Raw genomic sequence first — 26,886 nt, 5'->3', positions numbered from 1 at the left:
GCGCGGAAAGCGCTCGGTGCTCAGTCGAACGACAGCGAGCGGGCCATGCGGGCGCCGACCGCGGCGCCGATCGGCTCCAGCACGCCGTTGTCGACCGGGCGGTCCACCCGCAGCAGCATGGTGGCGTCCGCGCCGTCGGTGGTCTGGCTGATCTGCGCGGCCTCGACGTTCACGCCCGCCTCGCCGAGCAGGGTGCCGACGGCACCCATCACGCCGGGGCGGTCCGGGTACTCCAGCAGCAGCACGTTGCCCTCGGCGCGCAGGTCGAAGTGGCGGCCGTTGATCTCCACCAGCTTCTCGACCTGCTTGGGGCCGGTGAGCGTGCCGGAGACGCTGATGCGCGTGCCGTCGGCCTGCACCGCGGTCAGGGTCACCAGGCTGCGGTGGTTGGCGCTCTCCGACTCGGTGGTCAGCTCGACCGCCACGTCCCGCGCCTCGGCCAGCTTGGTGGCGTTGACGAAGGTGACCTGCTCCTCGACCACGCCGGTGAACAGCCCGCGCAGCGCGGCGAGCGGCAGGATCTTGACGTCCTCGTTGGAGAGCTCGCCGCGGACCTCGATGTTCAGGGCGGCCGGGGGACGCGCGCTGATCGCGGACAGGACGGTGCCGAGCTTCTGGGTGAGCGGCAGGTAGGGCCGCACCTCCTCGCCGACGATCCCGCCGCCCTGGACGTTCACCGCGTCCGGGACGAAGTCGCCGCGCAGCGCCAGGATCACCGAGCGGGCCACGTCGGTGCCCGCGCGGTCCTGCGCCTCGGTGGTCGAGGCACCCAGGTGCGGGGTGGCGACGACGTTGGCCAGCTCGAACAGCGGGCTGGAGGTGCACGGCTCGGTGGCGAAGACGTCAACGCCCGCGCCGCCGACCTGACCGGAGCGCACGGCGTCGGCCAGCGCGGCCTCGTCGATCAGGCCGCCGCGGGCGGCGTTGACGATCAGCACGCCCTTCTTGGTCCTCGCCAGCTCGTCGGCGCCGATGAGGCCCTTGGTCTCCGGGGTCTTCGGCAGGTGGATGGAGATCGCGTCGGCCGTGGCGAGCAGGTCCTCCAGGCTGACCAGCTCGATGCCGAGCTGGCCCGCGCGCGCCGGGGAGACGTAGGGGTCGTAGGCGATCAGCTTGACGCCGAAGGCGGCGACGCGGCTGGCGAAGAGCTGGCCGATCTTGCCGAGGCCGATGACGCCGACGGTCTTGCCGTTGAGCTCGACACCGCCGAGCGAGCTGCGCTTCCACTTGCCGTCCTTGAGGCTCGCGTCGGCCTCGGGGATGCGGCGGGCGACGGCGAGCAGCAGCGCGACCGCGTGCTCGGCGGCGGAGACGATGTTGGAGGTGGGCGCGTTGACCACCATCACGCCGCGGGTGGTCGCCGCGGGCACGTCGACGTTGTCCAGGCCGACACCGGCCCGCGCCACGACCTTGAGGCGGTTGCTTGAGGCCAGCGCCTCGGCGTCGACCTGGGTGGCCGAGCGCACGAGCAGCGCGTCCGCCTCGGCGAGCGCGGCGAACAGGGCGGGGCGGTCGGTGCCGTCGACGTGACGGACCTCGACCTCGTCACCGAAGACATCCAGCACGGACGGCGCCAGCTTCTCGGCGATCAGGACGACGGGACGAGGTGACTTGCTCACAGATGCTCTCCAGGAGATGGGTGCATGGCCACGCGGGCCAGGAAGTCGAGCAGCGGGCCACCGCGTTGTGCCCCGGAGAACCCGCAGTGTATCTGCGGGGTTACACGCGCATTTCGGGAGTCCGGAGTGATCCGAACCGCACCACGCTGCGTGCCCGGACGGTTGCGGCGCCCGAGGTGCCGGGTGTGGTCCCCAACGGGAGCGGGCGGCCCGTCGCTCCCGGGCCGCCCGCTGCTCTCGTGTTCCTCGCGCTGTCAGAAGGGCTTGTCGAACTCGCCGTCCTTGGCGCCCGCCACGAACGCGTCCCACTCGCCGGGGGTGAAGACGAGTACGGGTCCGTGCGGATCGTCGCCGTGGCGCAGACAGGTGTAGGTGACCCCGTCGGTGTGGTGGATCTGGGTCATCTCGACACGGCCGCCGACCGAGCTGTCGTCGCCGCTCCAGTGCGCCCCGGAGAAGTCGAGCTGGTCCCGGATGTCGGCCTTGTCGTCGACGGGCCGGGTCCTGACCCCGGACGTGCTCTCGCTCACGATGAGACCGTCCTCACAGTCAACGGTCACTGGCCGTGCCAGCGACCGTCACGAACTCCGGTGAGGAAGCCGTGCCACTGGTTCTCGGTGAAAACCAGTGTCCCGGCCGCGGGGTTCTTCGAGTCCCGCACCCCGACCGCGGTGGCGGTGTAGGCCACCTCCACGCAGTCGTTGCCCCCACCGCTGTAGCTGCTCTTGCGCCATTCCGAACCAGAAAGGCTCGTGAACATCCCCCGACTCCGCTCGACGCTCACGACAACTCCTTTGCCCTAGAGGCGATCAGCGCGACGGATTCCTCCGTGCCGAGCGCCGCCGCCCGTACGTGATCGAATACCGTGCTGTACCAGCGGATTTCCTCTGGCTTCTCCAGGTACAGACCGCTGGTGAGGGTGTCCAGGTAGACCACGGTCGGGTCGATCGGATCCGGGAAGCCCAGGATCACGAACGGCCCGTCCGCTGCCGCGTGGGCACCCACCCCGAAGGGCAGGACCTGAAGCTCGATGTTCGGCTGCGCGGTCATCTCGACCAGGTAGTCGAGCTGCTCGCGCATCACCTCGTCCCCGCCGACCTTGCGGTGCAGCACCGCCTCGTCGATGACCATCCACAGCTTCGGCGGCTGGTCGCGTTCGAGGATGGACTGCCGCGCTCTGCGCGCGGCCACCCGGCGTTCCACGTCGTCGGTGTCGGCCTTGGGCCGCACCGCGCGGAAGACGGATCTGGCGTAGTCCTCGGTCTGCAGCAGGCCGGGCACGAGCTGCGCCTGGTAGCACCGGATCGAGGCGGCTTCGGCCTCCATTCCGGCGAACGCACCGGTCAGCACGTCGCTGTAGTTGTGCCACCAGCCCTTTTGCCTGGCCATTCTGGACAGCTCGACCAATGCGTCCTGGCGATCGCCCTCGACGCCGTAGAGCTGCAGCATGTCGCGGACGTCGCGCGGGTTGACACCCGTGCGCCCGGTCTCGATGCGGCTCACCTTGGCGGCGGAGCACTCCAGGTGCCCCGCGACGTCCTCGCAGGTCAGCCCGGCGGCTTCGCGTAAACGACGCAGTTCGGATGCCAACCGGCGACGCCGCACGGTAGGGCTGTGGCCGGCAGTCACGGTCTCCCTCTCCAGTAATGACGATGCGTGGTCCCGATCGACCTTCATACGGTCAGGATCGTCCAAAACACGCCTCGGCGGGAACTCGCCGAAGTGTGCCCGCGGCGGGGAACGGGTGGCAATCGCTTGTCCTACTGCCGAGCACAGTCTCACCCAATCGTGTCATTCGCAGGATGTACGTTGCATTTCTCCGAGAACGTCTTGCACGCTAAGTGTGCACGGGGTCGCTCTCCGGAGTTGGAGAGATCATCCCCAGCATGGACGAGCGGGAGCAGGTGGGGGTCGTGTGGTTGCCCGGGAAGTCGCTGCTGGACGTGCGTGAGGCACCGAGCGACTGCTCCGTGGAGGGCCGCGACTGCTACCGCGAGGTGGCCACGAAGCTGGCGGAGATGGAGTCGCTGGCGCTGCGGCAGCCCGACGAGCTCGCCGAGAACGCGCTTCTGCGCACGGTCCGTGGTTGGCAGTTCCTGTTGGCGCAGCACCGCAGCACCGGTCGCAGGCGGCCCCGCTGCCGGCTGTGTGGCACGGGCTGGCGGGACGGACGGTGGCCGTGCGCGACATGGTGGATCGCCTACGCGCAGCTGTGCGTAGTTCCCGACACCACCGTCGAGGGACCGTCCCGGCTCGACCCCTCCTCCCCCCAGGCGGGCCGGGACGGTTCCCCGTTGCACGACACCCTGCGGATCCCGCGCCGCTGCACGGCCTAACTGCTTCGTGCACCCTGCAAAACTCGCGCCGTCGGCAAGGGCTGCGAGATGCAAAGAGACCACAGTGGACCGTCCCACCAGGACAGTCCCCCCACTCCCTTCCCTGCCATTCGCGGGCTTATGGACGTGTTCGGAGCTCCGGAGAGGTCCATAAGCCCGCGAATGGCCGGGAAAAGGACGAGGGGGCGGCCGGAGTGTCTCCGGGCGCCCCCTCGTGCGGGAGAGAGATCAGGCGGTCTCGGTGATCGGGCGGTCCACCCAGGACATCAGGTCGCGCAGCTTCTTGCCGGTCTGCTCGATCGGGTGCTCCGCGGACTCCTGGCGGTACTTGGTGAACGTCGGGCGGCCGCCGTCCATCTCCGCGACGAGCTCCTTGGCGAACTCGCCGCTGCGGATCTCCGCGAGGATCTTGCGCATCTCCTCCTTGGCGCGGGCGTCCACCACGCGCGGGCCGCGGCTGTAACCGCCGTACTCCGCGGTGTCGGAGACCGAGTAGAACATCCGCGAGATGCCGCCCTCGTACATCAGGTCGACGATCAGCTTCAGCTCGTGCAGGCACTCGAAGTAGGCGATCTCCGGGGCGTAGCCCGCCTCGGTCAGCACCTCGAAACCGTTCTGCACCAAGGAGGCCACACCACCGCAGAGCACGGCCTGCTCACCGAAGAGGTCGGTCTCGGCCTCCTCGGCGAAGGTGGTCTTGATGACACCGGCGCGGGTGCCGCCGATGGCCTTGGCGTAGGACAGCGCCAGCGCCTGGGCGTCACCGGCCGGGTCCTGCTCGACCGCGATCAGGCAGGGCACGCCCTTGCCGTCGACGAACTGGCGGCGCACCAGGTGACCCGGGCCCTTCGGCGCGACCATCGCCACCGCCACGTTGGCGGGCGGGGTGATCAGGCCGAAGCGGATCGCCAGACCGTGGCCGAAGAACAGCGCGTCGCCGTCCTTCAGGTTCGGCGCGATGTCCGTGGTGTAGAGGTCGCGCTGCTTGTGGTCGGGGATCAGGATCATGATCACGTCGGCCTCGGCGGCGGCCTCGGCGGGCGTGACGACCCGCAGCCCCTCCTCCTCGGCCTTCGGGCGGGACTTCGAGCCCTCGGGCAGGCCGATCCGGACGTCGACGCCGGAGTCGCGCAGGCTCAGCGCGTGGGCGTGGCCCTGGCTGCCGTAGCCGATCACAGCGACCTTGCGGTTCTGGATCACGCTCAGGTCGGCGGCGTCGTCGTAGAACATCTCCACGGACATGGTGCTCGGTGGTCCTTCCATCATGTACGACTCACAACTACGGGCAGGACGAGGAAGATCTCAGCGCACGGCGGCGGCGGTGATGGATCGGGCCCCCCGGCCGATCGCGACCATGCCGGACTGCACCATCTCCCTGATCCCGTACGGCTCCAGCATGCGCAGCAGCGCGTTGAGCTTGTCGGCGGTGCCGGTGGCCTCGACCGTCACCGCTTCTGGCGAGACGTCGACCACCTTGGCCCGGAACAGCTGGACGGTCTCCAGCACCTGGCTGCGCACCGTCGCGTCGGCCCTGACCTTGACCAGCAGCAGCTCGCGCTGCACGGCCGTCGGCGGGTCGAGCTCGACGATCTTGATGACGTTCACCAGCTTGTTGAGCTGCTTGGTCACCTGTTCCAACGGTAGTTCGTCCACGGAGACCACGATCGTCATCCGGGAGACCTCGACGTGCTCGGTCGGGCCGACGGCGAGGGACTCGATGTTGAAGCCCCTGCGGGAGAACAGCCCTGCGACCCTGGCGAGCACACCCGGCTTGTTCTCGACCAGCACGCTCAGTGTGTGCCTGCTCATCACTCATCTTCCTCGAACAGCGGACGGATGCCGCGCGCGGCCATGATGTGGTCGTTGCCGGTGCCCGCGGCGACCATCGGCCACACCTGGGCATCCTTGCCCACCACGAAGTCGATCACGACGGGGCGGTCGTTGATCTCCATCGCCTTGGCGATCACCGCGTCGACGTCCTCTTTGGACTCGCAGCGCAGGCCGACGCAGCCGAGCGCCTCGGCCAGCAGCTTGAAGTCCGGGATGCGGTGCTTGTGCGTGCCCAGGTCGGTGTTGGAGTACCGCTGGTCGTAGAACAGGTTCTGCCACTGCCGGACCATGCCCAGGTTGCCGTTGTTGATCACCGCGACCTTGATCGGGATGCCCTCGATCGCGCAGGTGGCCAGCTCCTGGTTGGTCATCTGGAAGCAGCCGTCACCATCGATCGCCCACACCTGGAGGTCGGGCTGGCCGTACTTGGCGCCCATCGCCGCGGGCACCGCGTAGCCCATCGTGCCGAGGCCGCCGGAGTTCAGCCACGTGCGGGGCTTCTCGTAGCGGATGAACTGCGCCGCCCACATCTGGTGCTGGCCGACGCCCGCCGCGTAGACCGCGTCCGGCCCGACCAGAGCGCCGATCCGCTCGATCACGTACTGCGGGGCCAGGGTGCCGTCGGTGGGCTCCTCGTAGCCGAGCGGGAAGGTCTCGCGCCAGGAGTCCAGCTGCTGCCACCACGACGCGAGGTCGGCGCGGCCGGTCTCGAACTCGGTGCGCACCGCGTCGATCAGCTCGGAGATGACCTCCTTGCAGTCACCCACGATCGGCACGTCGGCGCGGCGGTTCTTGGAGATCTCCGCCGGGTCGATGTCGGCGTGCACGACCTTCGCCTCCGGGGCGAAGGAGTCCAGCTGGCCGGTGACCCGGTCGTCGAAGCGCGCGCCGAGGGTGATCAACAGGTCCGACCGCTGCATCGCGGCGACCGCGGCGACCGTGCCGTGCATGCCGGGCATGCCCAGGTGCAGGTGGTGCGAGTCGGGGAACGCGCCGCGCGCCATCAGCGTGGTGACCACCGGGATGCCGCTGAACTCGGCCAGCTCCAGCAGCTCCGCCGACGCCTGGGCCTTGAGCACGCCGCCGCCGACGTAGAGCACGGGGCGCTGCGCCGCCGCGATCAGCTTGGCGGCCTCGCGGACCTGCTTGCCGTGCGGGCGCACGGTCGGGCGGTAGCCGGGCAGCTTCATCTCCGGCGGCCAGGAGAAGGAGGTGTTGGCCTGCAGCACGTCCTTGGGCAGGTCGACGAGGACCGGCCCCGGACGGCCGGTGGAGGCGATGTGGAACGCCTCGGCGATCGCCCTCGGGATGTCGAGCGGGTCGGTCACCAGGATGTTGTGCTTGGTCACCGGCATGGTGATGCCGCAGATGTCGGCTTCCTGGAAGGCGTCGGTGCCGATCGAGGACCGCGCGACCTGACCGGTGATCGCGACCACCGGGACGGAGTCCATGTAGGCGTCGGCCAGCGGGGTCACGAGGTTGGTCGCCCCGGGGCCCGAGGTCGCCATGCACACGCCGACGCGGCCGGTGGCCTGCGCGTAGCCGGTGGCGGCGTGGCCGGCGCCCTGCTCGTGGCGCACCAGGATGTGGCGCACCTTGGTGGAGTCCAGCAGCGGGTCGTAGGCGGGCAGGATGGCGCCACCCGGGATGCCGAAGACGACCTCGCAGTCGGCAGCTTCGAGGGAGCGGACAAGGGACTGCGCACCGGTGACCCGGATCGGGGCCCCGCTCGGAGGCGCGGGGCGGGGGCGCGCACCCTGGGGATTCTGCGGTGCCTTGGGCACCGCTGCCGGTCGCGATGTGGCGCTGGTCATCGTGTCTGCCTCGTTGGTGTCGAGTTGACTTGGGGCTGTCCGGGCAACAAAAAACCCTCGTCGGCCGTTGGTGGGCCGTACGAGGGTGGCGCGTCGACGAAGACTTCCCTAGGCGTCGACGCGCCTGGGAAGTACGAGGACTCCGATGAACGGAATGTTGCGCAGCAGCACGCGGACGACGCTAGCGCCAACGGCGTAGCAGCGTCAACTCTGCGGGACACCGCTCCCGCATGCTGGACACGACTGGGGGATACGAAGGAGCTCGTCCGCAGGTGGGAGCATGTGTGACGTGGTCTTCCAACTCCCGAGAGTGGCGCTGCTGCCGATCGCACTGCTCGCGCTCTGCATGACGCCGGTCGCCTTCGGCGCGCCGGGGCTCCAGGCGCTCTACCTCATCCCGCTCGCGCTGGTCTGGACGGTGCTGCGGAAGCGGACCGTCGCGGGCTCGGACGGGGTGGTCGTGCGCACCGCCCTGCGCTCACGGCGCATAGAGTGGAGCGAGGTGGCCTCCCTGCACCTGGGACGGCCCGACAAGGTCGGCCTCGTGCTCAACGGCGGCGAGGAGCTGACCCTGCCCGCGGTGCGGCTCGGCGATCTGCCCGCCCTCGCCGAGGCCAGCGGTGGCGTGGTGCCCGATCCCAGCGCGACCGCCGAGCGGACGCCCGACCCCGGCGTAACCTCGACGGACACCGAAGAGACAGACAAGTAGTTCCCGCTCGTAGTTCCCGCTTAAGGAGGGGCCGTGCCCCCGCTGCGTTCCCGAATCACCACCCACGGCCGCAACGCCGCAGGCGCCCGCTCGCTGTGGCGCGCCACCGGCATGACCGACTCGGACTTCGGCAAGCCCATCGTGGCGATCGCCAACTCCTACACCCAGTTCGTGCCGGGCCACGTGCACCTCAAGGACATGGGCGAGCTCGTCGCGGGCGCCGTGCGCGAGGCGGGCGGGGTCGCGCGCGAGTTCCACACGATCGCGGTGGACGACGGCATCGCCATGGGGCACAGCGGGATGCTCTACTCGCTGCCCTCGCGCGAGGTGATCGCCGACGCCGTCGAGTACATGGTGCAGGGCCACCAGGCCGACGCGCTGGTCTGCATCTCCAACTGCGACAAGATCACGCCGGGCATGCTGATGGCCGCGATGCGGCTGAACATCCCCGCCGTCTTCGTCTCCGGCGGACCGATGGAGGCCGGCAAGGCCGTCGTCGTCGAGGGTGTCGCGCACGCGCCGACCGACCTGATCACCGCGATCGCCGCGTCCGCCAGCTCCGCGGTCGACGAGGCCGGACTGTCCGAAGTGGAGCGTTCGGCCTGCCCGACCTGCGGCTCCTGTTCCGGCATGTTCACCGCGAACTCGATGAACTGCCTCACCGAGGCGCTGGGCCTGTCGTTGCCGGGCAACGGTTCCACCCTGGCCACCCACGCGGCGCGGCGTGATCTGTTCCTGCGCGCGGGAACCACGGTCGTCGAGCTCGCGAAGCGGTGGTACGAGCAGGACGACGAGAGCGTGCTGCCGCGCAACATCGCCAACAGGAAGGCGTTCGAGAACGCCATGGCGCTGGACGTGGCGATGGGCGGCTCGACCAACACCGTGCTGCACATCCTGGCCGCGGCGCAGGAGGGGGAGATCGACTTCACCCTCGCCGACATCGACGCGATCAGCCGGCGCGTTCCGTGCCTGTCGAAGGTCTCGCCGAACTCCGACTACCACATGGAGGACGTGCACCGGGCAGGCGGAATCGCGGCGATCCTCGGCGAGCTGGACCGCGCCGGGCTGCTGCACCGCGACGTCCACTCCGTGCACAGCCCCACGCTGGAGCAGTGGCTGTCCACGTGGGACATTCGGGGCGAGTCGCCATCGCCCGAGGCGGTGGAGCTGTTCCACGCCGCGCCGGGCGGCGTGCGCACCACGCAGGCGTTCTCCACCGAGAACCGCTGGTCCTCCTTGGACACTGACGCCGCCGGCGGGTGCATCCGCGACTTCGAGCACGCCTACACCAAGGACGGCGGGCTCGCGGTGCTCTACGGCAACCTCGCCGAGGACGGCGCGGTGATCAAGACCGCGGGCATCGACGAGGAGCTGTGGCACTTCCAGGGCCCCGCGCGGGTGGTGGAGAGCCAGGAGCAGGCCGTCTCGGCGATCCTGAACAAGGAGGTCCAGGCGGGCGAGGTGATCGTGGTCCGCTACGAGGGTCCCTCCGGCGGCCCCGGTATGCAGGAGATGTTGCACCCCACCGCGTTCCTGAAGGGCTCCGGTCTCGGCAAGCTCTGCGCGCTGATCACCGACGGCCGGTTCTCCGGTGGCTCCTCCGGCATCTCGGTCGGCCACATCTCCCCCGAGGCCGCCGACGGCGGGCTGATCGGCCTGGTGCACGACGGCGACCAGATCCTGCTCGACGTCCGCGAGCGCAAGCTCGAACTGCTGGTGGACGCCGAAGTCCTCGCCGAGCGCCGCGCGAAGATGGAGGCGAGCGAGCGGCCCTGGCAGCCCGCGGACCGCCAGCGCGAGGTCTCCACGGCCCTCAAGGCCTACGCGAAGCTCGCCACCTCCGCCTCCACCGGCGCCGTCCGCCGCCTCTAATTCCCGCCATTCGCGGGCTTATGGACCGCTGAGCGCGCTCGAAAAGGTCCATAAGCCCGCGAATGGCCGTGGGTGGGGCGGCGGTAGGTTGCGGGGGTGCTTGGTGATCAACAGCAGCAAGTGAAGAAAGTCCGCGAGGTGCCGACCCGGGAGCGGGCGACCGATCTGGTCTACGCGCCGGACCTGGACGGTCAGGCCGATCCGGGCGAGGTGGTGTGGGCCTGGGTGCCCTTCGAGGAGGACCCGTCGCGCGGCAAGGACCGGCCGCTGCTCGTGGTGGGCCGCGACGGCGCGATGCTGCACGCGATGATGCTCTCCAGCCAGGTGCCGGACGACCACGAGGAGCAGGACTGGCTCGAACTGGGCGTTGGCGCGTGGGACCGCTCCGGGCGAGCGTCCTACCTCCGGCTGGACCGGCTCTTCGAGCTCGGTGAGGACGACATCCGCCGCGAGGGCGCGATCCTGGAGTCCGACCGCTTCACCCGCGTGGCCATCGCGCTGCGCAAGCGCTACGGCTGGCGCTGACGAACGACGAACCCGAGGCACTCCGGTGCCTCGGGTTCTCTCGTGACGGGGTCAGGCGCGGAGCACGAGCTGGGTCAGCAGGGCCGAGCCCACGGCGATGACCAGGCAGCCCACCCCGACGCCGAGCGGCCTGCGGGACCAGAAGAACCCGGTGTCCAGGCCCAGCCGTCCCGGCCCGGTCAGCACCAGCCCCGCGGCCATCGCGCCGAGGACGAGGTCGAACTCGAAGCCCGCCGCCTGCTGGCCGAGGAAGAACCCGCCGCCCCACTTGAGCGCGACCACGTTGATCATGATCGCCAGCAGCCCGGCCGCGGCGAGCGGGGTGAACAGGCCGACCACCACGAGCGCGCCGCCGACGAGCTCGGTCAGGCCGGTGATCCACGCCAGCAGCGTTGTCTGGGTGAACCCCTTGCTCTGCAGGAACTGCGCGAATCCGCTGATGCCGGGTCCACCGAACGCGCCGAAGACCTTCTGCGCGCCGTGCGCGATGAAGGTGCCGCCCAGCGCGAACCGCAGAACCAGCTGCCCGAAGTCCGCACCGGCCGTCCAGGTGAACGGACGGATCTCACCGGACTTGGCGCTGCTGGTGGAGCTGGGACCGAACGCCGACTCTCCGTTAGTGCTCACAGCGCCCAACGCTAAGTGATCGACGCCTCCGGGGCGACCGCTTCCCCTCAAGTGTCGCCCCGGAGTTGTCCCCTAGGGGGTGCGCCAGATCTGGGCCCCGGTCCCGTTGCAGTCGAAGATCTGCAACTGCGTGCCGTTGGCGACCACGCTGTTCGGAACGTCGAGGCAGCGACCGGACATCGGGCTCACCAGGCCGCCGTCCGCCTTCGGCCACCACTGCTGCGCCGAAGTCCCGTTGCACTGCCACAGCTGGATCTTCGTGCCGTTCGCGGTCCCGCTGTTGCTGACGTCCAGACACTTGCCGAGCGCGCGGACCGTTCCGTCCGAAGCGAACGTCCACTGCTGCGCGGTGCCGCCGTCGCAGTCCCAGAGCTGGACCTTGGTCCCGTCGGCAGTAGCGCCCTGGTTGACGTCGACGCACTTCGACGCCAGCCCGGTGATCGGCCCGGTGCGCGGTTGCGCTGGTCCGACGTCGAAGGACGGCGGTGCGTCCGCAGCCGCCGAACCCCACGCGGTGTTCGGGCTCGCACCGAGGGCGTAGTCGAGCGTGCCGCCGTTGCGGACCATGTCCTCACCGACCCATGGCCTGGTTGAGGTCTGGCCGTTGACGCGCAGGCTCTGCACGTACTTGTTGGCCTCGCTCGCCTGCGGTGCGGTGATCTTGATCGTCACGCCGTTGCCCCTGGTGATCGTGATCTCCGGGAACAGCGGGCTGGCCAGCACGAGCTCACTACGGCCCGGCGCTTCGGGGTACATGCCCAACGCCGCCCAGACTCCCCACGACGCCATCTGACCGAGATCGTCGTTGCCGACGTATCCGTCCGGAGCGGGCTTGAAGATGCTCGTCAGTGCGCGGCGCACGATGTCCTGCGTCTTATAAGGCGCTCCGGCATACGCGTAGGCCCACGGTGTGTTCAGCGTCGGCTCGTTGCCCAAGTACGCGTAGGGCTTCTTCGGCCCCGCGTTGAGCTCCGCGAAGAAGGCGTCCAACCGCTGCAGCACCGCCGCGTTGCCGCCCATCGCGTCGAACAGCCCGCGGTGGTTGTAGGGCACCATCCACGAGTACTGCGCTCCATTGCCCTCGACGTACTCGTTCTCCTGCGTCGGCGTGAACGCGGGCCAGGTCCCGTCGCCGTTGCGAGGCTGAATGGTCTTGATGCCGGAGTTGAGCAGACTGCGCCAGTTCTGCGCTCGCCGCAGGAACAGGTCGTGCGTCGCCGTGTCACCGATCCGCGCGGCGAACTGGGAGACAGCGAAGTCGGCACTCGTGTACTCCAACGTCGTCGACGCCGTGCCCCATACGCCGCCAGTGCCCGCGGGGATGTAGCTCTGTCCGTCGTACTGGACGTGTCCAGGGCGCTGACGCGGATCACGGCTGCCAGTGACCATGCGCTGCAACGCGTCTGCTGTGTTGAAGTCCGTGGCACCGAAGGCGTGCATGTTCGCCACGATGATGGACATGGGGTCGCCGTTCATCACGCCCGTGCCGCCGTTGGCCACGGTCCACCGGTCGAAGTAGCCGCCCTGTGTCGCCTGGTTCACTGCGGACTGGGCGATGTCGGAGGCTTCTTTGGGCGCGAGTAGCGCGACAAGCTGCACCTGCGACCTGTAGACGTCCCACCCGGAGAAGGTGGCGTGCTGCACGCGTCCCGGCGGCAGCTTGTGAATGCGACGGTCGAAGCCGATGTACTCGCCGCTCACATCACTGAACACGTTGGGGTGCAACAAGGAGTGGTACAGGTTCGTGTAGAGCCTGCTGCGCTGCGTGTCCGTGCCCCCGGTGACCGAGATCCGGCCGAGCAGTTCGTTCCACGTGGCCCTTGTGCCGTCGCGAACCTGCTCGAACGTGCGGCTGCCCTGCTCGGCGACGAGGTTGGCCTTGGCTCCGTCGAGGCTGACGTAGGAGATGCCGACCCGCGCGGTCACCGTTGCCGCGCCGAAGGAAACCAGCGCCTTGGCGGCCGGAGCGTCTTTAGTGGACTGCACACTCCTACGCGTGCGGTCAACCTTGCCGTCGGTCCCGACCACACCGGCTTGGACGAAGGGCTGGTCGAAGGTGGCGTGGAAGTACAAGCGGTATCGGTTGCCGGTGCCGCAGAACCCACCGCTGTCGGTGAAGCCGCTGAGCGTGTTGGCGCCGATGGTGATGGCACCGCTGGCGGGGTTGAAGCCGCGCGCCGCGTCCGCGGTCAACGATGCGCGTTGCCCTGCTGGATAGGTGAAGCGCGCGATCCCGGAGCGCTGCGTCGCGGCGAGTTCGGTGCGAATGCCGTTGTCGAAGCGCACCGCGTACGAGCCGGGTGCGGCGGTCTCGTTGGCGTGGGAGAACGTGTGGTGCTCCACGGGCTGGTCACCGAGGATCGGCAGGAACGGGATGTTGCCGTGGTCGCTGCACCCCGGCCCGGAGATGTGCGTGAGGCTGAACCCACGGATGCGGTTGTCCTCGTAGTGGTAGCCGCCGTGCTGGTGGGTCACGGTGTCCGGACTCCACTGGAGCATGCCGAACGGCGCGTCCGCGCCGGGGAAGGTGTTGCCCGCGCCGCCACCGTGGCCGAAGTCAGGGCCTCCGGGCTTGGTGCCGACGAACGGGTTGACGTACTGGGCCGGGTCGCTGATCGCCTTGTGCGCTGGCTCGGCGAACACAGGAGCCTGGGCGCCACCGAGCAGCAATGAGCCGACGGCGGCGAGGACAAGGGGCAGACGAGCTGGACGGGCGCCGCGCATGCCGTACTCCTCGGAGCAGAGGTGACAACGTTGTCAGCCCTGACATCCTCCCAACCCCTCCGCACCCCTCTCTAGGCCAAATCCGGTGAAACCGGGCGGCCATTCGCGGGCTTATGGACGTGTTTGAGCGCCAAAAGACGTCCATAAGCCCGCGAATGGCCGGTAGGGGCGCTAGTAGGGGCCGCGGATGAGGTTCTCGGGGGGCTTGCCTGCGGCGTACAGGGAGATCTGGCGGGCGACGATTGCCCAGGCGCGCTCTGAGCGGCCGGTCACGCTTCCCGCGACGTGCGGGGTGAGCACCAGGTTCTTCGCCGTCCACAGTGGATGGCCCGGTGGCAGCGGTTCCGGGTCGGTGACGTCCAACGCCGCGCGGAGGCGCCCGCTGTTGAGCTCCGCCACCAACGCGTCCGTGTCCACCACCGGACCACGGGCCGCGTTGACCAGGATGGCGCCGTCGCGCATGTGCGCCAGGAACTCCGCGTTCACCATGTGGTGCGTCTGGTCGGTCATCGGGACGACCATGATCACCGCGTCGTGCTCACCGAGCAGGCCGGGCAGCTCGTCGACGCCGTGCACCCCGTCCCGCGCGCGGGTGCCGACGAGGGTGGTGTGCGCGTCGAAGGCGTCGAAGCGGCGGCGGAGCTGTTGGCCCAGGTCGCCCGCGCCCACCACGAGCATTCGCTTGTCCTGCATCGTGTCCGTGACGTGAAAGGCCCACTCCCCAGCCCGCCGCGCCTCGTCGAAGGCCGGGAGGTCGCGGTAGATCGACAGCAGGGCGGCGAAGGCCCACTCCGCGGTGCTGCCTCCGTGCGCGCCCCGGCAGTTCGACAGCAGCACGCCCTCCGGGCGATGGCCGATCCACGCCTCGACGCCCGCGGTGAGGAGCTGGACCAGCTTGAGCTTCGGCATCCGCTCCATCAGGTGCACCAGCTTGCCGACCGAGAGGAACGGCGGGACGAAGACGTCGGCCTCGGCGAGCTGGGCGGGGTCGGGGTTCTCGGCGTCCAGCACCACCGCGCGAACTCCATCCACAGTGGACAGAGCTTCGACGCCGTGGTCATCGGGTACGAGCACGGTGAGCGTCACGGACGGCACGTTACCCGCCCCGGTGCCTGCGCCCGTCCGGGAAGTGCGGCACACTTCGTGGCGATGGAAGAGCGCTGGGTGTCCGGCACGGACGGCACGAAGATCAGGGCGTGGCGGAGCGGCTCCGCCGGTCCACCGGTACTGCTGTGCCCCGGACTGGGCACGATGGCCGAGGCGTGGCCCGCGCTGGTGCGGCCGGACGCCACCGTGCGGGTGCACAGCTGGTACCACCGCGGCACCTTCGACTCGCCCCGTCCCGCCGACGAGAGCCGGATCCGGCTGGCGGACCACGTCGACGACGCGATCGCGGTGCTCGACGACGCCGGGGTCCGCCGGTGCGTGGTCGTCGGCTGGTCGCTGGGGGTCACCGTCGCCACCGAGCTGGCCCGCCGCCACCCCGACCGGGTCGCCGGGCTGATGCTGGTCGGTGGGGCTCCCGGCGCGTTCTTCGACGACGTGCTCGGCGTTCTGGGCCTGCCGAAGGCGGTGAGCAGGGCGATCGCGCTCGGCGGGACGCACGCGCTGCGCTGGGCGAGCCCCGTGCTCGACGCCGTGCTGCACCGGCTGCCGGTGACCGAGCTCGGCACGACGTTGCTGCGGCACAGCGGGCTGATGCTGCCGGACAGCGATCCGCAGGCTGTCCGCGCCCTGCTTGAGCGGTTCCTGCGACACGACTGGCACTGGTTCTTCACCCTGGCGCTCGCGCTGGGCGACACCGGCAGGCAGGACATCAGCTCCGTGTCGTGTCCCGTCACGGTGCTCGCCGGGCGCTTCGACCTGCTGGCCGATCCGCGCGAGACGTGGTCGGCGGCCGGGCCGCTGCCCCAGGCGCGGCTGCGCTTACTGCCGTGCAGCCACTTCGTGCCGCTCGAAGCGCCGGACGTGGTGGCCGAGGAGCTGGACCTGCTGGTGGAGCGGGCCGCGGCGGTGCGTGACGCACTCGACTACGCCGACCCGCGCCCACTCACCCCGGGTTCACCGGCGGACGCCTACCCTGGTTGACCGTGACAACCCTCCGCAGGCGTTCCCGAGGCACGGCGCTGGTGGCCGTGGCCTCCGTGTTCGGCGTGCTCGCGGCGGGCTGCGCGACCTTCCCGGAGCAGACGAAGGCGCAGTGGACCGAGCGCCCGCACCTGGAACCGCAAGCCGGGCCCAACCCGCAGGTCCCCGGCGGTGGGGGCGGCGGCGGTCAGCGGCCGGGACAGCAGCCGAGCGCTCCGGTGAAGCCGCCCGAGGGCTGCAAGGACTACAACACCAACGTCGTCGCGACCTGCCTGAGCCCGGTGTCGGCCGTCGCGGTGCTGCCCGACGGCAAGTCCGCGCTGGTCGCGGAGCGGACCACCGGGCGGGTGCTGCGCGTGGAGGAGGGCTCGCAGGACGCGAAGCTCGTCACCACGCTGCCGGTGGACTCCACCGGTGGCGGCGGGCTGACCGGCCTCGCGCTGTCCCCGACGTACCGCGAGGACAACCTGATCTACGCCTACATCACCACCGGCAGCGACAACCGCGTGGTGCGCTTCGCCGCGAAGGACGTGCCGAAGCCCGTGCTGACCGGGATCCCGCGCGGTTCGTCCAACAACGCGGGCGCGCTGATCAGGGACCGCAGCGGGGCACTGCTGGTGGCCACCGGCAACGCGGGTAACGCGGGCGCGGGCGCCGACTCCGGTTCGCTCGCCGGGAAGCTGTTGCGCATCAACCCCTCCGGCAAGCCCGCCGAGGGCAACCCGAACAGTGGTTCGGCGGTCATCGCCTCCGGGCTGTACTCCCCCGGTGGGATCTGCACGTCGCTGACCGGTCTGATCTGGATCACCGACCGGCAGCCCGACCGCGACGTCGTCTTCAAGCTCACCCTCGGCCAGCAGCTCTCCGCGCCCGCGTGGACCTGGCCGGACAAGCCGGGGGTCGGCGGCTGCGCGGCCAAGAGCACCGGGCTGGGCGTCGCGCTGGAGAACGCCACCGGCGTCGCCGACCTCGCCATGGCCCCGACCGGCGCGTTCACCGGCCAGCCCAGGGTCAGCTTCAAGGAGTTCGGCCGGATCCGCGGTGGCGACCTCGGTCCCGAAGAGCAGTGGTGGGTCGGCACGACGAACAAGGACAGCGGCGGCAAGCCGGTCTCCAGCGACGACCGCGCGCTGATCATCCCGCCGGACAGCGGCGGCGGCACCGGCGTCGACTAGGTCGTGTCCTGGGAGTGGTAGCACCACCTCACCACCCCCTGGCGCCCTCACCACGCACGCCCTCTGGTTCGCGTTTTGTAGCCTTAATGCGAAAATGGAGCGCTCTTTCGCGCATCAAGGTGACAAAACGCGAAAATCCCGACCACGCCAGCCAGCTCGCGCAGCACGGCAGCGGCGGCGCGGGCGTCGACTAGTTCTTCAGCGCCAATGCCCCGAGCAACGCGAACAGGACGCACAACGCGCCGTTCTTCACCTTGTTGTCCACCAGGATCGCCACGAACTCCCGCAGGAACGCGCTCGGCCAGAAGTACGCGGCGATGGGCGCGCCGACGACGTGGCCGGTCACTCCGGCACGACGGGTGAACACCGCCGCACGCAGCACGTGGTAGTTGCTGGTGACCACCACGCAGCGGTAGTCGGGCTTGCGGGCGACCATGATCTCCCGGCTGAACCTCAAGTTCTGCAGCGTCGTCCTCGACTCCTCCTCCAACAGGATGCGGTCCTCCGGGACCCCCTTCTCCACCAGGTAGTCCGCCATCGCCCGCGCCTCGGAACGCTCCGCACCGGGTCCCTGCCCACCCGAGACGATGATCGTGGGGACCGCCAGCGAGTCAGCGACCTCACGGGCCCGGTCGAGCCGCCCGGCCAGCTGCGCGGGCACCTCGTCCCCGTTGAGCCCAGCGCCGAGGACCACGACGAAGTCCGCACCGCCCCGGTGCCCGATGCGCGCGTAGAGAACCGAGTACAGCAGGAAACACCCGAAGACGAACGCGAAGTAGCAGAGCACGCCCGCGACCGCGCCGATGGCTGCCCGAACGACCGGAGCGTGGACGGTCACGGCGAATGCCGCGAACCCCATGAAGCCGAGAATTCCCATGCCCAGCAACAGGGAGAGCAGGTTCGCCAGCCGCCAGCCTTCCCTGCGCAGCACCAGCATGCCGTTCAGGATCAGGAAAACCGCGAGCCCGAACGTGAGCACCGGGCTGACGAGCAGCAGCGGGACGACCAGCGCGCCCGCGGTCTCCGGCGAAGCGATGGAGAGCTTCAGCAGCGCGCTGACCCCGAGGAAACCCAGGGCGATCACCAGGTAGACGCCGTTGCGCAGTCGTCGCCGGTCGATCACAACGCCGACCGCGAACGCGACGAACCACACCCCGGAGGCGACGTAGAGGAACGTTGCCAAACCGTCGTACTTGTCCACCCGCTGCCTATCCGAGCACGAGAAGGGTCAGCGGTCCCATCAGCGCGAGGAGCAGGCAGACCACGCCGTTCTTCACCTTGTTGTCCACCAGGATCGCCACGAACTCCCGCAGGATCGCGCTCGGCCAGAAGTACCTCGCGGTGCGGGAACCGACGACCTGGCCGTTCAGCCCGGCCCTGCGGGTGAGCAGCGCCGCACGCAGCACGTGGTAGTTGCTGGTGACCACCACACAGCGGTAGTCGGGCTTGCGGGCAACCATGATCTCCCGGCTGAACCTCAAGTTCTGCAGCGTCGTCCTCGACTCCTCCTCCAACAGGATGCGGTCCTCCGGGACCCCCTTCTCCACCAGGTAGTCCGCCATCGCCCGCGCCTCGGAGCGCTCCTCGTGCACACCGAGCCCACCCGAAGTGATGATCATCGGTTCCCGGCCGCCCGCCACCAGCGAGTCGTAGACCACGCGCGCCCGGTCCAGTCGCCCCCTCAACAGCGCGGAGACCCTGCCTCGGATCAGCCCCGCGCCCAGCACGATGACGAAGTCGAGGTCGCGGCGGTGACCGATGCGGCCGTAGAAGATCGAGTAGAGCAGGAAGCAGGCGAAGACGAAGGAGATGTAGAAGAGCACGCTGGCCACCGAGCCCATCGCGACCTGGAACACCACGTTGCCGCTGCCCTGCGCGACGGACATCAGCAGCAGGAACGCGAAGATGCCGATGCCCAGCAGCAACGAGAGCAGGTTGGCCAGCCGCCTGCCCTCCTTGCGCAGCATGGTGATCCCGTTGAGGACCAGGAAGACCGCGAGCCCGACCACGAGCAGCGGACTGCCCGCGAACAGCAGGATCACCAGCGCGGCTCCCACCTTCGGCCACGCGAGGCCGAGGGCCATGAGTGCGCCGATCCCGAAGAAGCCCAACGAGATCACCAGGTACACGCCGTTGCGCAGTCGTCGCCGGTCCACGAGCACACCGATCAGGAACGCGATGAACCACAGTCCACCGATCCCGAACCACACCGTCATCAGGCCGGTGACCTTGTCCATGCGAGGAAGGTAGTTGATCTGCGGCCGGGGCCGGATTCAGGCCGGTACCACCGATCGGGTCTTCTTCGCCGCCGCGAGGCGCTCCACCATCACGAACAGCAGCAGCACACCGAGCAGCGTCCCGGCGAGCACCCTGGCGAACTCCGTGAACGCGTCGAGCGCGATGACCCGCCCAACGCCGAGAACCGTGCCGCCGAGCAGGTTGACCATGCTCCACATCCCCCACGAGAACAACCCCCCGCTGCCCACCCACGCCAGCACGAGCGGGGTCCAGCCGCTTCGGCCGCGCACCACCAGCTGCACCCCGACGGCTCCCGCCAGCGCACTCAGCCCGTAGACGGCGTTGCTCACTCCGGCAGCGAAGTTCATGTGCGCCAACGCTTCAGCAGGCATCCCGAGGGGGAGGCCGACCATGCGCACCAGGTACACCACGGCGACTCCGACCGCGAGCGCAGAGCCGAGGTTGGCCAGGCCGATCTGCAACCTCCGCGTGCCGGAGGACTTCGCTTGTCCCGCAACGAAAAGAACGGCCCAACGAGTGCGGGCGTAGAACAGGAAGGCGGCTCCGAGCAACACGCCCTGCGCGGTGAATCCCGAGTAGACAACGGTGTAGACCCACGGCTGCACCGGTCCGGTGCCCGTGGAGACCTCACCCCCCAGGGCGGAGATCGGCTGCGCCACCGCGATGACCCCGAGTAGGCCCGTACCGACCCACATGGGGAAGACCACGAGCCATGCGGGCAGCCGCATGCCCCACGACTGGGTGAAAGCCAGCGCGACCACGATCGCGACGATGTCCATGGCGGCCGTCACGGCGTTGAGCACGAGCATGCTCGGCTCGCTCACCACGGCCGAGTCGACGAAGCCGACGCCGTTGCCGGTCAACCACAGGATCTTGAGCGTGAGGTACGGGACGGTGCACAGCGCCGCCGCGCAACCGATCACGAGCCGCGTCACGCGAAGCCGGTCAGGCATGGCTTTGTCCATGTGCTCAAGCATGGTTCGGTACGGCGCAGGACCGATCCCGCCGCGGAGGGGACCGGCTCCCCCTCGCGGGGGAGAAAGCCGGATGCCCCGCGACGGCGGGCGTCACGGGGCATCCGGGGTGTTCGGGAGTTACTGGCAGCGCTCCAGCACGAGCTCGCGCACGCGCTTGGCGTCCGCCTGTCCCTTGGTCGCCTTCATGACCGCGCCGACCACGGCACCGGCAGCCTGGACCTTGCCGCTGCGGATCTTCTCGGCCACGTCCGGCTGCGCCGCGAGGGCCTCGTCCACCGCGGCGAGCAGCGCGGAGTCGTCCGAGACGACCTTGAGGCCGCGGGTGGCGACGACCTCGTCCGGCTCGCCCTCACCGGCGAGCACGCCGTCGACGACCTGGCGGGCCAGCTTGTTGGTCAGCGTGCCCTCGGCCACCAGCGCGATCACCCTGGCCAGCTGGACCGGCGTGATCGGAAGCGCGTCCAGCTCGACGCCGCGGGCGTTGGCCTGCTGCGCGAGGTAGGACACCCACCACGAGCGGGCGGCGTCCGGCTCAGCACCAGCGTCCACAGTGGACACGATCAGGTCCAGCGCGCCCGCGCTGACCAGGTCGCGCAGCTCCAGGTCGGAGAGGTTCCACTCGGCCTGAACGCGCTTGCGGCGCTCCCACGGCAGTTCGGGCAGCGTGGCGCGCAGCTCTTCGACCCACTCGCGGGACGGGGCGACCGGCACCAGGTCCGGCTCCGGGAAGTACCGGTAGTCCTCGGCGGTCTCCTTGCGGCGACCGGCGGAGGTCGTCGCGGTGGACTCGTCGAAGTGCCGGGTCTCCTGGACGATCTCGCCACCGCCGACGAGCACGGCCGCGTGGCGCCGCATCTCGTAGCGCACCGCGCGCTCGACGCTGCGCAGCGAGTTGACGTTCTTGGTCTCGGTGCGCGTGCCGAAGACGTTGGCGCCCTTGGGCATCAGCGACACGTTGGCGTCACACCGCAGCGAGCCCTGGTCCATCCGCACGTCCGAGACGTCCAGCGCGCGCAGAAGGTCGCGCAGCGCGCCCACGTACGCCTTGGCGATCTCCGGGGCGCGCTCACCGGCGCCGACGATCGGCTTGGTGACGATCTCGATCAGCGGCACGCCCGCGCGGTTGTAGTCCAGCAGCGAGTAGTCCGCGCCGTGGATGCGCCCGGTGGAGCCGCCGACGTGCAGCGACTTGCCGGTGTCCTCCTCCATGTGCGCGCGCTCGATCTCCACCCGGAAGACCTCGCCGTCCTCCAGCACCACGTCGAGGTGACCGTTGTAGGCGATCGGCTCGTCGTACTGGGAGGTCTGGAAGTTCTTCGGCTGGTCGGGGTAGAAGTAGTTCTTCCGCGCGAACCGGCACCACTCGGCGATCTCGCAGTTGAGGGCCAGGCCGATCCGGATGGCGGACTCCACGCCCTTGCCGTTGACCACCGGCAGCGAACCGGGCAGGCCGAGGCAGGTCGGGCACACCTGGGTGTTCGGCTCGGCCCCGAAGGTGGTGGGGCAGCCGCAGAACATCTTGGTGTTGGTGTGCAGCTCGACGTGCACTTCGAGACCGAGCACCGGATCGAAGCGCTCCACGACCTCGTCGTAGTCGAGCAGGTCCGAGATGTCAGTCGTCATCGCCGTCGTTCTCCCAGTCGGCAAGCATGTCCCGCTTCAGCAGCTCGATCTGCAGCAGCATCGAGCCGAGCATTTCCTCGTCGTTGATCCCGGACGTGCGGCGCGTGCACCAGGTCATCTGACCGTTGGGATCCATGCACTTGACCACGGTCAGCGCCTCGACCGGGGTCCAGCCCTTCGGCAGCGGGAACAGCTCGACCCCGTTGAGCACCTCTCCGATGGACTTCCGGACGGTCGCGTCCTTGTCCGAGTCGCTCATCGAACCGGCTCAAGTCGTGGCGCCTGGTTCATCAGCGGCCCGCCGCGCGCGACCTCGTAGGCGGCGGCGACCCGGTACATCCGCTCGTCGGCCAGCGCCGGGGCCATGATCTGCAGGCCGACCGGGAGGCCGTCCTCCTCGGCGAGTCCACAGGGGACGCTCATCGCCGCGTTGCCCGCGAGGTTCGACGGGATGGTGCACAGGTCGGCGAGGTACATCGCCATCGGGTCGTCGACCCGCTCACCGATCTTGAACGCGGTGGTCGGCGTCGTCGGCGAGACCAGGACGTCGACCTGCCCGAACGCGGAGTCGAAGTCGCGGGTGATCAGCGTGCGGACCTTCTGCGCCGAGCCGTAGTAGGCGTCGTAGTAGCCGGAGGACAGCGCGTAGGTGCCGATCATGATGCGGCGCTTGACCTCGGGGCCGAACCCCGCCTCGCGGGTCAGCGACATGACCTCCTCGGCGCTGTGCGCGCCGTCGTCGTCCACCCGCAGGCCGTAGCGCATCGCGTCGAAGCGGGCGAGGTTGGACGACGCCTCGCTCGGCGCGATCAGGTAGTAGGCGGGCAGCGCGTAGGTGAAGTTCGGGCAGGAGACCTCGACGATCTCCGCGCCGAGCGCGCGCAGCTGCTCGACGGCGACCTCGAAGGCGCCGATCACGCCGGGCTGGTAGCCCTCACCCCGGAACTCCGGCACCACGCCGACGCGCACGCCGGTCAGGTCGGCCTTCGCACCCTCGCGGGCGGCGGCGACCACGGGCGGCACCGGGGCGTTGATGGAGGTGGAGTCGAGCGGGTCGTGGCCGCCGATGACCTCGTGCAGCAGCGCGGCGTCGAGCACCGTGCGCGCACAGGGGCCGCCCTGGTCCAAAGAGGAGGAGAAGGCGACCAGCCCGTAGCGGGAGACGCCGCCGTAGGTGGGCTTCACGCCGACGGTGCCGGTGACCGCGCCGGGCTGGCGGATCGAGCCACCGGTGTCGGTGCCGATGGACAGCGGGGCCTGGAACGCCGCGAGCGCGGCCGAGCTGCCACCTCCGGAACCACCGGGGATGCGGTGCATGTCCCACGGGTTGCGGGTCGGGCCGTACGCGGAGTTCTCGGTGGAGGAGCCCATCGCGAACTCGTCCATGTTGGTCTTGCCGAGGATGACGACACCGGCCTCGCGCAGACGGCGCGTGACCGTCGCGTCGTAAGGCGGGATCCAGCCTTCGAGGATCTTCGAACCGCAGGTGGTCGGGATGCCCTTGGTGGTGAAGACGTCCTTGAGCGCCAGCGGCACACCGGCCAGCGGCGACGCTGGGGCCTGCCCGGCGTCCAGCGCGGCGTCGACCGCGGCGGCGGCGGCGAGCGCGCCCTCGGTGTCGACGTGCAGGAAGGCGTTGACGTCGGCGTCGGTGGCGGCGATCTGGTCCAGGTGCGCCTGGGTGACCGCGACCGAGGTGGTCTCCCGAGAGTGGATCTTGGCGGCCAGCTCGGCCGCGGTGAGCCTGGTCAGCTCGCTCATCACGCCTCCTCGCCGAGGATCCGGGGCACCCGGAACCGGCCGTCTTCGGACTTGGGGGCGCCGGAGAGCGCCTGCTCCTGGGTCAGCCCCGGCCGGACGACGTCCTCACGGAAGACGTTGGTCAGCGGCACGGCGTGCGAGGTCGGCGGGATCTCCGCGCCGGCGACCTCACCGACGCGCGCCACCGACTGCAGGATGACGTCGAGCTGACCTGCGAAGGTGTCCAACTCGGATTCGGTGACCGAGAGCCTGGCGAGCTTCGCGAGGCTGGCCACCTCCTCGCGGGAAATAGCGGGCACTTCATCGACCCCTTGGTCCGGCGTGGTGCGAGTACGGCGTGACCGTCCGAGTGTATGGCGAGCACCGCACCGGTTCCGAACCGGTTACCAGCTCAGCCGTCGCAGGGCACTGGTAGAACTTCAGGTGTTACAAACATGCTTCCGTCCCGCACAAAGCGGCCTCGGGCGGAGGCGCCCGCCGTGGTCTCTGCCACAATCGGCGGCCGACAGCGGCGCTTGGACGCCGACCCCTGCAGCTCAGGAGGCGTTGGAGCCGGTGTCATTCCTGATCCGGGTACAGCTTCCCGACCGCCCCGGCACGCTCGGCGCCGTGGCGTCGGCCCTCGGCGAGATCGGCGCGGACATCCTCAGCGTGGACGTCGTTGAGCGCTCACCCGGCGTTGCCGTCGACGACCTGGTGGTGGAGCTGCCCTCCGGTCGCCTGCCGGACGTGCTGATCACCGCGGCGGAGTCGGTCGAGGGCGTCGAGGTGGACGCGGTCCGGCCCTACGCCGGCGTGCTGGACACCCACCGCGAGCTGGAGCTCGTCGAGGAGGTGGCCGCCGAGCCCGGCAAGGGCGTCGAGATCTTCGCCGAGGGCGTCCCCAAGATCATCCGCGCCGGGTGGGCCATCGTGGCGCGACTGGGCCCGGACGGCCCGCGGCGCCTCGCGGCCTCCACGGCGGCGCCGGAGACCAAGGCGCTGGACCTGCCCTGGCTGCCGTTGCCGAAGGCCCGCATCCTCGACGGCGAGGAGGACTGGGTCCCGGAGACCTGGCGCGAGCTGGGCACGGAGCTGGCGGCGACGCCGCTGGGCCACCCCGACCGCGTCCTGCTGGTCGGCCGCCCAGGAGGCCCGATGTTCCGGGCCGCCGAGGTCGCCCGCCTCGCCCACCTCGCGGGCATCGTCTCGGTGGTCCTCCCCGACTAGCGCGCGTCCGGCCCGGGAACGGGCACCGACAGGCAGAGCCGACTGAGTGAAGGCGGATGCCCAAGGTGTGCCGGGGAAGACCGGTCCGTCACGCGAAGCGGTCTTCGCCCCGCTCCAGGTACTCGTGGGCGAGCCGGGCGACCCGCTCTACCGCCTGGCCCGGTCGACCGACACCTGGGAGCGCGCTGCACGAGGTCGGCAAGATCGACCAAGACCGGCTCGTCGGTTTCCTGCGCGAGCACGCGGGCGCGGTCACCCGGGTCACGCTCCGCTACGCCACGCAGAAGCTGCCACCGGGACTCCGCGCCGAGCCGCTCAAGCGAGCTTGAACTCCCGGAGCAGCAGCCCTCGGTCGTCGTAGGTCTCGAACTCAGCCTGCCACGGCAGCGTGGCGAGCACGGCCTCCAGCTCCGCGATCCGGGACAGGTCGGCCCGCCCGGCGAACCTGACGAAGGGGTAGGTGTTCTTCGTGCTCATCCGCGCCCAGTCGGTGGTCAGCGCGTACTCGGTGTCCTCGTTCATCTCGGTGCTCCACCCGGCGTCGCGGAACGCCTCGGCGATGCGGTGCGGATTGGGCAGATCCGGGTTGTCCAGCACCAAGCCGAAGACGTTTGACGCGGTGGACATGAGTTCCTTCAGCCAGTCCGGGATGTGTTCCTCGGCGCGCGGGAAGTTGGAGAGGTCGCGCGAGAACTCGTCGTCGAGGATCGACTTGCTGGGTCGCCGGTCGAAGTTGTAGCGGACGGAGTACTTCCCGTCTCCGGAGAGCTCAAAGACGAGGCTGTACCAGGAACCGCGCTCGGGGTCGTACATCCCGCGCCGCAGTTCGCGCATCACCTCGTCGAGCCCGAAGGGGACCTGGACCCGGCGCATCTTCTCGGGATCGCCCTTGTCCACCAGCAGCTGGTAGCCGGACGTGCCCGCGAGCACGAAGCCGTTCAGTTCCGCGAGCTGAAAGCTCTGGGGAACAACGGTCGAGAGCAAGCGGGCGATCTCGGCGAGAAGGTCGTTCTGCTCGGTCGGCGACAGCACTTCGTGTTCCTCCGCATCAGGGCAGGCCGGACTGCTTCCTCGCGGCCTGTCGTGCGCCTTCGTCAGCATCCAGCCCCCCGGGCTATGGCGAGCGCGACCAGCCCGGCCGCCCGCGGTTCAGCGGGAAGGTACAGGGCCAGGAACCACGCGCGCACCGCGACGTCGTTGGCAGCCAGGATCGCTGCGACGCCGACCTGCGCGACCAGTGTCACGAAGCCGCCCGCGTGACGAACGCCTCGGCCTCCTCAGGACCTGTGACGTAAGGGAAAGGCGCGTACATCAGCGACGGGTGCCCGCCCGGCGCGGTCGCCCCGACGCTCGACGAGCGCACGTCCGCAGCGTTCGGTCCGGCACCCTGCTCCATCGCTTCCCGCACGAGGTCGGGGCTTGCTGAACATGTCCAGCACCGTCGTCACACCGAAGGTCACCGCCTGCTTCGGCGAGCCGCTGAGCAGGTGCACGTGCGCGTCGATCAGGCCGGGCAGCACCGTCCCACCCCCGCCGTCGACGTGCTCGTCCCCCGGCTCCAGCTGCTCAGGACCGCCAACCGCCACGATCAGCCCGTCGTGCAGGCGCACCGCCGAGTCGCTGGTCACGCGCTCGCCGTCGAAGATCCGGATGCTCGGCATCGTCGTTGCCACGGGAGCGCCGCCAAGGACTCACGTCGCGTGAGGGTCAACCGTGAAACGATGCGACTGTGCTCCAC

The 26,886-nt window shown here is 69.7% G+C and carries 27 protein-coding genes; 8 read left to right on the top strand and 19 right to left on the bottom strand.

Going from position 1 to position 26,886, the window contains the following annotated elements:
- Window positions 1-20: 20 nt before the first annotated feature.
- From serA to ACFFQA_RS28995, 4 genes are all read right to left on the bottom strand, one after another.
- Window positions 21-1,619 (bottom strand): phosphoglycerate dehydrogenase, encoded by a 1,599-nt coding sequence (serA, locus tag ACFFQA_RS29010; RefSeq protein ID WP_377859128.1) that lies wholly within the window; start codon window positions 1,617-1,619, stop codon window positions 21-23.
- A 254-nt stretch (window positions 1,620-1,873) separates the two neighbouring features.
- A complete protein-coding gene (locus ACFFQA_RS29005) occupies window positions 1,874-2,149 on the bottom strand; it encodes a DUF397 domain-containing protein (protein ID WP_377859125.1) in 276 nt (91 codons plus the stop codon).
- Between the two features lie 26 nt (window positions 2,150-2,175).
- Complete coding sequence (locus ACFFQA_RS29000; protein WP_377859892.1) at window positions 2,176-2,379, bottom strand: DUF397 domain-containing protein; 204 nt, start codon at window positions 2,377-2,379, stop codon at window positions 2,176-2,178.
- 20 nt (window positions 2,380-2,399) lie between these two features.
- The gene (locus tag ACFFQA_RS28995; RefSeq protein WP_086819731.1) at window positions 2,400-3,248 is read right to left on the bottom strand and encodes a helix-turn-helix domain-containing protein; all 849 of its coding nucleotides are present in this window, start codon (window positions 3,246-3,248) and stop codon (window positions 2,400-2,402) included.
- A 257-nt stretch (window positions 3,249-3,505) separates the two neighbouring features.
- Between ACFFQA_RS28995 and ACFFQA_RS28990 the strand changes: the two genes are divergently transcribed.
- Window positions 3,506-3,955 carry a hypothetical protein gene (locus ACFFQA_RS28990; protein ID WP_377859122.1) on the top strand — a complete coding sequence of 150 codons (450 nt, stop codon included), beginning with the start codon at window positions 3,506-3,508 and terminating at the stop codon, window positions 3,953-3,955.
- A gap of 228 nt (window positions 3,956-4,183) precedes the next feature.
- Here ACFFQA_RS28990 and ilvC read toward each other — a convergent pair whose 3' ends face one another.
- From ilvC to ACFFQA_RS28975, 3 genes are read right to left on the bottom strand one after another with little or no spacing between them, the layout of a single operon-like run.
- The gene (gene ilvC, locus ACFFQA_RS28985) at window positions 4,184-5,197 is read right to left on the bottom strand and encodes a ketol-acid reductoisomerase (RefSeq protein ID WP_377859120.1); all 1,014 of its coding nucleotides are present in this window, start codon (window positions 5,195-5,197) and stop codon (window positions 4,184-4,186) included.
- A 60-nt stretch (window positions 5,198-5,257) separates the two neighbouring features.
- A complete protein-coding gene (ilvN, locus tag ACFFQA_RS28980; RefSeq protein WP_030429086.1) occupies window positions 5,258-5,764 on the bottom strand; it encodes an acetolactate synthase small subunit in 507 nt (168 codons plus the stop codon).
- Window positions 5,764-7,599: an acetolactate synthase large subunit gene (locus ACFFQA_RS28975; protein ID WP_377859116.1), complete on the bottom strand. Its 1,836-nt coding sequence runs from the start codon at window positions 7,597-7,599 to the stop codon at window positions 5,764-5,766. The genes ilvN and ACFFQA_RS28975 overlap by 1 nt, the downstream gene beginning before the upstream one ends.
- 289 nt (window positions 7,600-7,888) lie before the next feature.
- On the opposite strand from ACFFQA_RS28975, the gene ACFFQA_RS28970 reads away from it, so the two are divergent.
- The 3 genes from ACFFQA_RS28970 to ACFFQA_RS28960 all read left to right on the top strand — a co-directional run bounded on the left by ACFFQA_RS28970 (window position 7,889) and on the right by ACFFQA_RS28960 (window position 10,705).
- Window positions 7,889-8,308: a PH domain-containing protein gene (locus ACFFQA_RS28970; protein WP_377859113.1), complete on the top strand. Its 420-nt coding sequence runs from the start codon at window positions 7,889-7,891 to the stop codon at window positions 8,306-8,308.
- A 33-nt stretch (window positions 8,309-8,341) separates the two neighbouring features.
- Complete coding sequence (gene ilvD, locus ACFFQA_RS28965; protein WP_377859110.1) at window positions 8,342-10,180, top strand: dihydroxy-acid dehydratase; 1,839 nt, start codon at window positions 8,342-8,344, stop codon at window positions 10,178-10,180.
- Window positions 10,181-10,300: 120 nt separating this feature from the next.
- Window positions 10,301-10,705 carry a type II toxin-antitoxin system PemK/MazF family toxin gene (locus ACFFQA_RS28960; RefSeq protein ID WP_377859107.1) on the top strand — a complete coding sequence of 135 codons (405 nt, stop codon included), beginning with the start codon at window positions 10,301-10,303 and terminating at the stop codon, window positions 10,703-10,705.
- Between the two features lie 51 nt (window positions 10,706-10,756).
- On the opposite strand, the gene ACFFQA_RS28955 is transcribed toward ACFFQA_RS28960, so the two are convergent.
- From ACFFQA_RS28955 to ACFFQA_RS28945, 3 genes are all read right to left on the bottom strand, one after another.
- The gene (locus ACFFQA_RS28955) at window positions 10,757-11,332 is read right to left on the bottom strand and encodes a DoxX family protein (RefSeq protein ID WP_377859104.1); all 576 of its coding nucleotides are present in this window, start codon (window positions 11,330-11,332) and stop codon (window positions 10,757-10,759) included.
- Window positions 11,333-11,404: 72 nt separating this feature from the next.
- Window positions 11,405-14,056, bottom strand: a complete 2,652-nt coding sequence (locus ACFFQA_RS28950) for a GH92 family glycosyl hydrolase (protein ID WP_377859103.1) — start codon at window positions 14,054-14,056, stop codon at window positions 11,405-11,407.
- 171 nt (window positions 14,057-14,227) lie between these two features.
- Window positions 14,228-15,151, bottom strand: a complete 924-nt coding sequence (locus ACFFQA_RS28945; protein ID WP_377859100.1) for a 2-hydroxyacid dehydrogenase — start codon at window positions 15,149-15,151, stop codon at window positions 14,228-14,230.
- Between the two features lie 54 nt (window positions 15,152-15,205).
- Between ACFFQA_RS28945 and ACFFQA_RS28940 the strand changes: the two genes are divergently transcribed.
- On the top strand, window positions 15,206-16,144 hold the full coding sequence (locus tag ACFFQA_RS28940; protein WP_377859097.1) for an alpha/beta fold hydrolase: 939 nt from the start codon (window positions 15,206-15,208) through the stop codon (window positions 16,142-16,144).
- Window positions 16,145-16,146: 2 nt separating this feature from the next.
- The gene (locus tag ACFFQA_RS28935) at window positions 16,147-17,319 is read left to right on the top strand and encodes a PQQ-dependent sugar dehydrogenase (protein WP_377859094.1); all 1,173 of its coding nucleotides are present in this window, start codon (window positions 16,147-16,149) and stop codon (window positions 17,317-17,319) included.
- A 190-nt stretch (window positions 17,320-17,509) separates the two neighbouring features.
- Here the strand turns inward: ACFFQA_RS28935 and ACFFQA_RS28930 are convergent, their stop codons facing one another.
- The 7 genes from ACFFQA_RS28930 to gatC form a co-directional block, all read right to left on the bottom strand.
- Window positions 17,510-18,520, bottom strand: coding sequence for a YdcF family protein (locus tag ACFFQA_RS28930; protein ID WP_377859091.1), 1,011 nt, complete (start codon window positions 18,518-18,520; stop codon window positions 17,510-17,512).
- A 7-nt stretch (window positions 18,521-18,527) separates the two neighbouring features.
- Complete coding sequence (locus tag ACFFQA_RS28925) at window positions 18,528-19,556, bottom strand: YdcF family protein (RefSeq protein ID WP_377859088.1); 1,029 nt, start codon at window positions 19,554-19,556, stop codon at window positions 18,528-18,530.
- Between the two features lie 36 nt (window positions 19,557-19,592).
- Complete coding sequence (locus ACFFQA_RS28920) at window positions 19,593-20,531, bottom strand: hypothetical protein (protein WP_377859085.1); 939 nt, start codon at window positions 20,529-20,531, stop codon at window positions 19,593-19,595.
- A 141-nt stretch (window positions 20,532-20,672) separates the two neighbouring features.
- Entirely contained in the window at window positions 20,673-22,178 is a 1,506-nt protein-coding gene (gene gatB / locus ACFFQA_RS28915) for an Asp-tRNA(Asn)/Glu-tRNA(Gln) amidotransferase subunit GatB (protein WP_377859082.1), read from the bottom strand.
- Entirely contained in the window at window positions 22,168-22,437 is a 270-nt protein-coding gene (locus ACFFQA_RS28910; RefSeq protein WP_377859079.1) for a hypothetical protein, read from the bottom strand. The genes gatB and ACFFQA_RS28910 overlap by 11 nt, the downstream gene beginning before the upstream one ends.
- The gene (gene gatA / locus ACFFQA_RS28905) at window positions 22,434-23,939 is read right to left on the bottom strand and encodes an Asp-tRNA(Asn)/Glu-tRNA(Gln) amidotransferase subunit GatA (RefSeq protein ID WP_377859076.1); all 1,506 of its coding nucleotides are present in this window, start codon (window positions 23,937-23,939) and stop codon (window positions 22,434-22,436) included. Before gatA ends, ACFFQA_RS28910 begins: the two co-directional genes overlap by 4 nt.
- Complete coding sequence (gatC, locus tag ACFFQA_RS28900) at window positions 23,939-24,238, bottom strand: Asp-tRNA(Asn)/Glu-tRNA(Gln) amidotransferase subunit GatC (RefSeq protein WP_377859073.1); 300 nt, start codon at window positions 24,236-24,238, stop codon at window positions 23,939-23,941. The genes gatA and gatC overlap by 1 nt, the downstream gene beginning before the upstream one ends.
- A 256-nt stretch (window positions 24,239-24,494) precedes the next feature.
- On the opposite strand from gatC, the gene ACFFQA_RS28895 reads away from it, so the two are divergent.
- Together ACFFQA_RS28895 and ACFFQA_RS28890 are read left to right on the top strand one after the other, a co-directional pair.
- Window positions 24,495-25,148 carry an ACT domain-containing protein gene (locus ACFFQA_RS28895; RefSeq protein ID WP_377859071.1) on the top strand — a complete coding sequence of 218 codons (654 nt, stop codon included), beginning with the start codon at window positions 24,495-24,497 and terminating at the stop codon, window positions 25,146-25,148.
- A gap of 56 nt (window positions 25,149-25,204) precedes the next feature.
- Window positions 25,205-25,477: a DNA alkylation repair protein gene (locus ACFFQA_RS28890; RefSeq protein WP_377859068.1), complete on the top strand. Its 273-nt coding sequence runs from the start codon at window positions 25,205-25,207 to the stop codon at window positions 25,475-25,477.
- On the opposite strand, the gene ACFFQA_RS28885 is transcribed toward ACFFQA_RS28890, so the two are convergent.
- Both ACFFQA_RS28885 and ACFFQA_RS28880 read right to left on the bottom strand, forming a co-directional pair.
- On the bottom strand, window positions 25,464-26,180 hold the full coding sequence (locus ACFFQA_RS28885; protein ID WP_377859065.1) for a hypothetical protein: 717 nt from the start codon (window positions 26,178-26,180) through the stop codon (window positions 25,464-25,466). The two genes, ACFFQA_RS28890 and ACFFQA_RS28885, sit on opposite strands and share 14 nt — an antisense overlap.
- Window positions 26,181-26,425: 245 nt before the next feature.
- Window positions 26,426-26,821, bottom strand: a complete 396-nt coding sequence (locus ACFFQA_RS28880; RefSeq protein WP_377859062.1) for an amidohydrolase family protein — start codon at window positions 26,819-26,821, stop codon at window positions 26,426-26,428.
- Between the last annotated feature and the right edge of the window lie 65 nt (window positions 26,822-26,886).

Source organism: Allokutzneria oryzae (assembly GCF_042429765.1).
Classification (GTDB): domain Bacteria; phylum Actinomycetota; class Actinomycetes; order Mycobacteriales; family Pseudonocardiaceae; genus Allokutzneria; species Allokutzneria oryzae.
This window is presented reverse-complemented; position numbering and strand designations above follow the sequence as displayed.

What these genes read in the sequence shown, in the direction of transcription:
- ACFFQA_RS28920 (WP_377859085.1), bottom strand. Translation starts at nt 20,531, where the DNA reads ATGCCTGACCGGCTTCGCGTGACGCGGCTCGTGATCGGTTGCGCGGCG.
- ACFFQA_RS29000 (WP_377859892.1), bottom strand. Translation starts at nt 2,379, where the DNA reads ATGTTCACGAGCCTTTCTGGTTCGGAATGGCGCAAGAGCAGCTACAGC.
- ACFFQA_RS28940 (WP_377859097.1), top strand. Translation starts at nt 15,206, where the DNA reads ATGGAAGAGCGCTGGGTGTCCGGCACGGACGGCACGAAGATCAGGGCG.
- ACFFQA_RS28925 (WP_377859088.1), bottom strand. Translation starts at nt 19,556, where the DNA reads ATGGACAAGGTCACCGGCCTGATGACGGTGTGGTTCGGGATCGGTGGA.
- ACFFQA_RS28975 (WP_377859116.1), bottom strand. Translation starts at nt 7,599, where the DNA reads ATGACCAGCGCCACATCGCGACCGGCAGCGGTGCCCAAGGCACCGCAG.
- ACFFQA_RS28950 (WP_377859103.1), bottom strand. Translation starts at nt 14,056, where the DNA reads ATGCGCGGCGCCCGTCCAGCTCGTCTGCCCCTTGTCCTCGCCGCCGTC.
- ACFFQA_RS28890 (WP_377859068.1), top strand. Translation starts at nt 25,205, where the DNA reads ATGCCCAAGGTGTGCCGGGGAAGACCGGTCCGTCACGCGAAGCGGTCT.
- ilvN (WP_030429086.1), bottom strand. Translation starts at nt 5,764, where the DNA reads ATGAGCAGGCACACACTGAGCGTGCTGGTCGAGAACAAGCCGGGTGTG.
- ilvC (WP_377859120.1), bottom strand. Translation starts at nt 5,197, where the DNA reads ATGTCCGTGGAGATGTTCTACGACGACGCCGCCGACCTGAGCGTGATC.
- ACFFQA_RS28990 (WP_377859122.1), top strand. Translation starts at nt 3,506, where the DNA reads ATGGACGAGCGGGAGCAGGTGGGGGTCGTGTGGTTGCCCGGGAAGTCG.
- gatA (WP_377859076.1), bottom strand. Translation starts at nt 23,939, where the DNA reads ATGAGCGAGCTGACCAGGCTCACCGCGGCCGAGCTGGCCGCCAAGATC.
- gatB (WP_377859082.1), bottom strand. Translation starts at nt 22,178, where the DNA reads ATGACGACTGACATCTCGGACCTGCTCGACTACGACGAGGTCGTGGAG.
- ACFFQA_RS28910 (WP_377859079.1), bottom strand. Translation starts at nt 22,437, where the DNA reads ATGAGCGACTCGGACAAGGACGCGACCGTCCGGAAGTCCATCGGAGAG.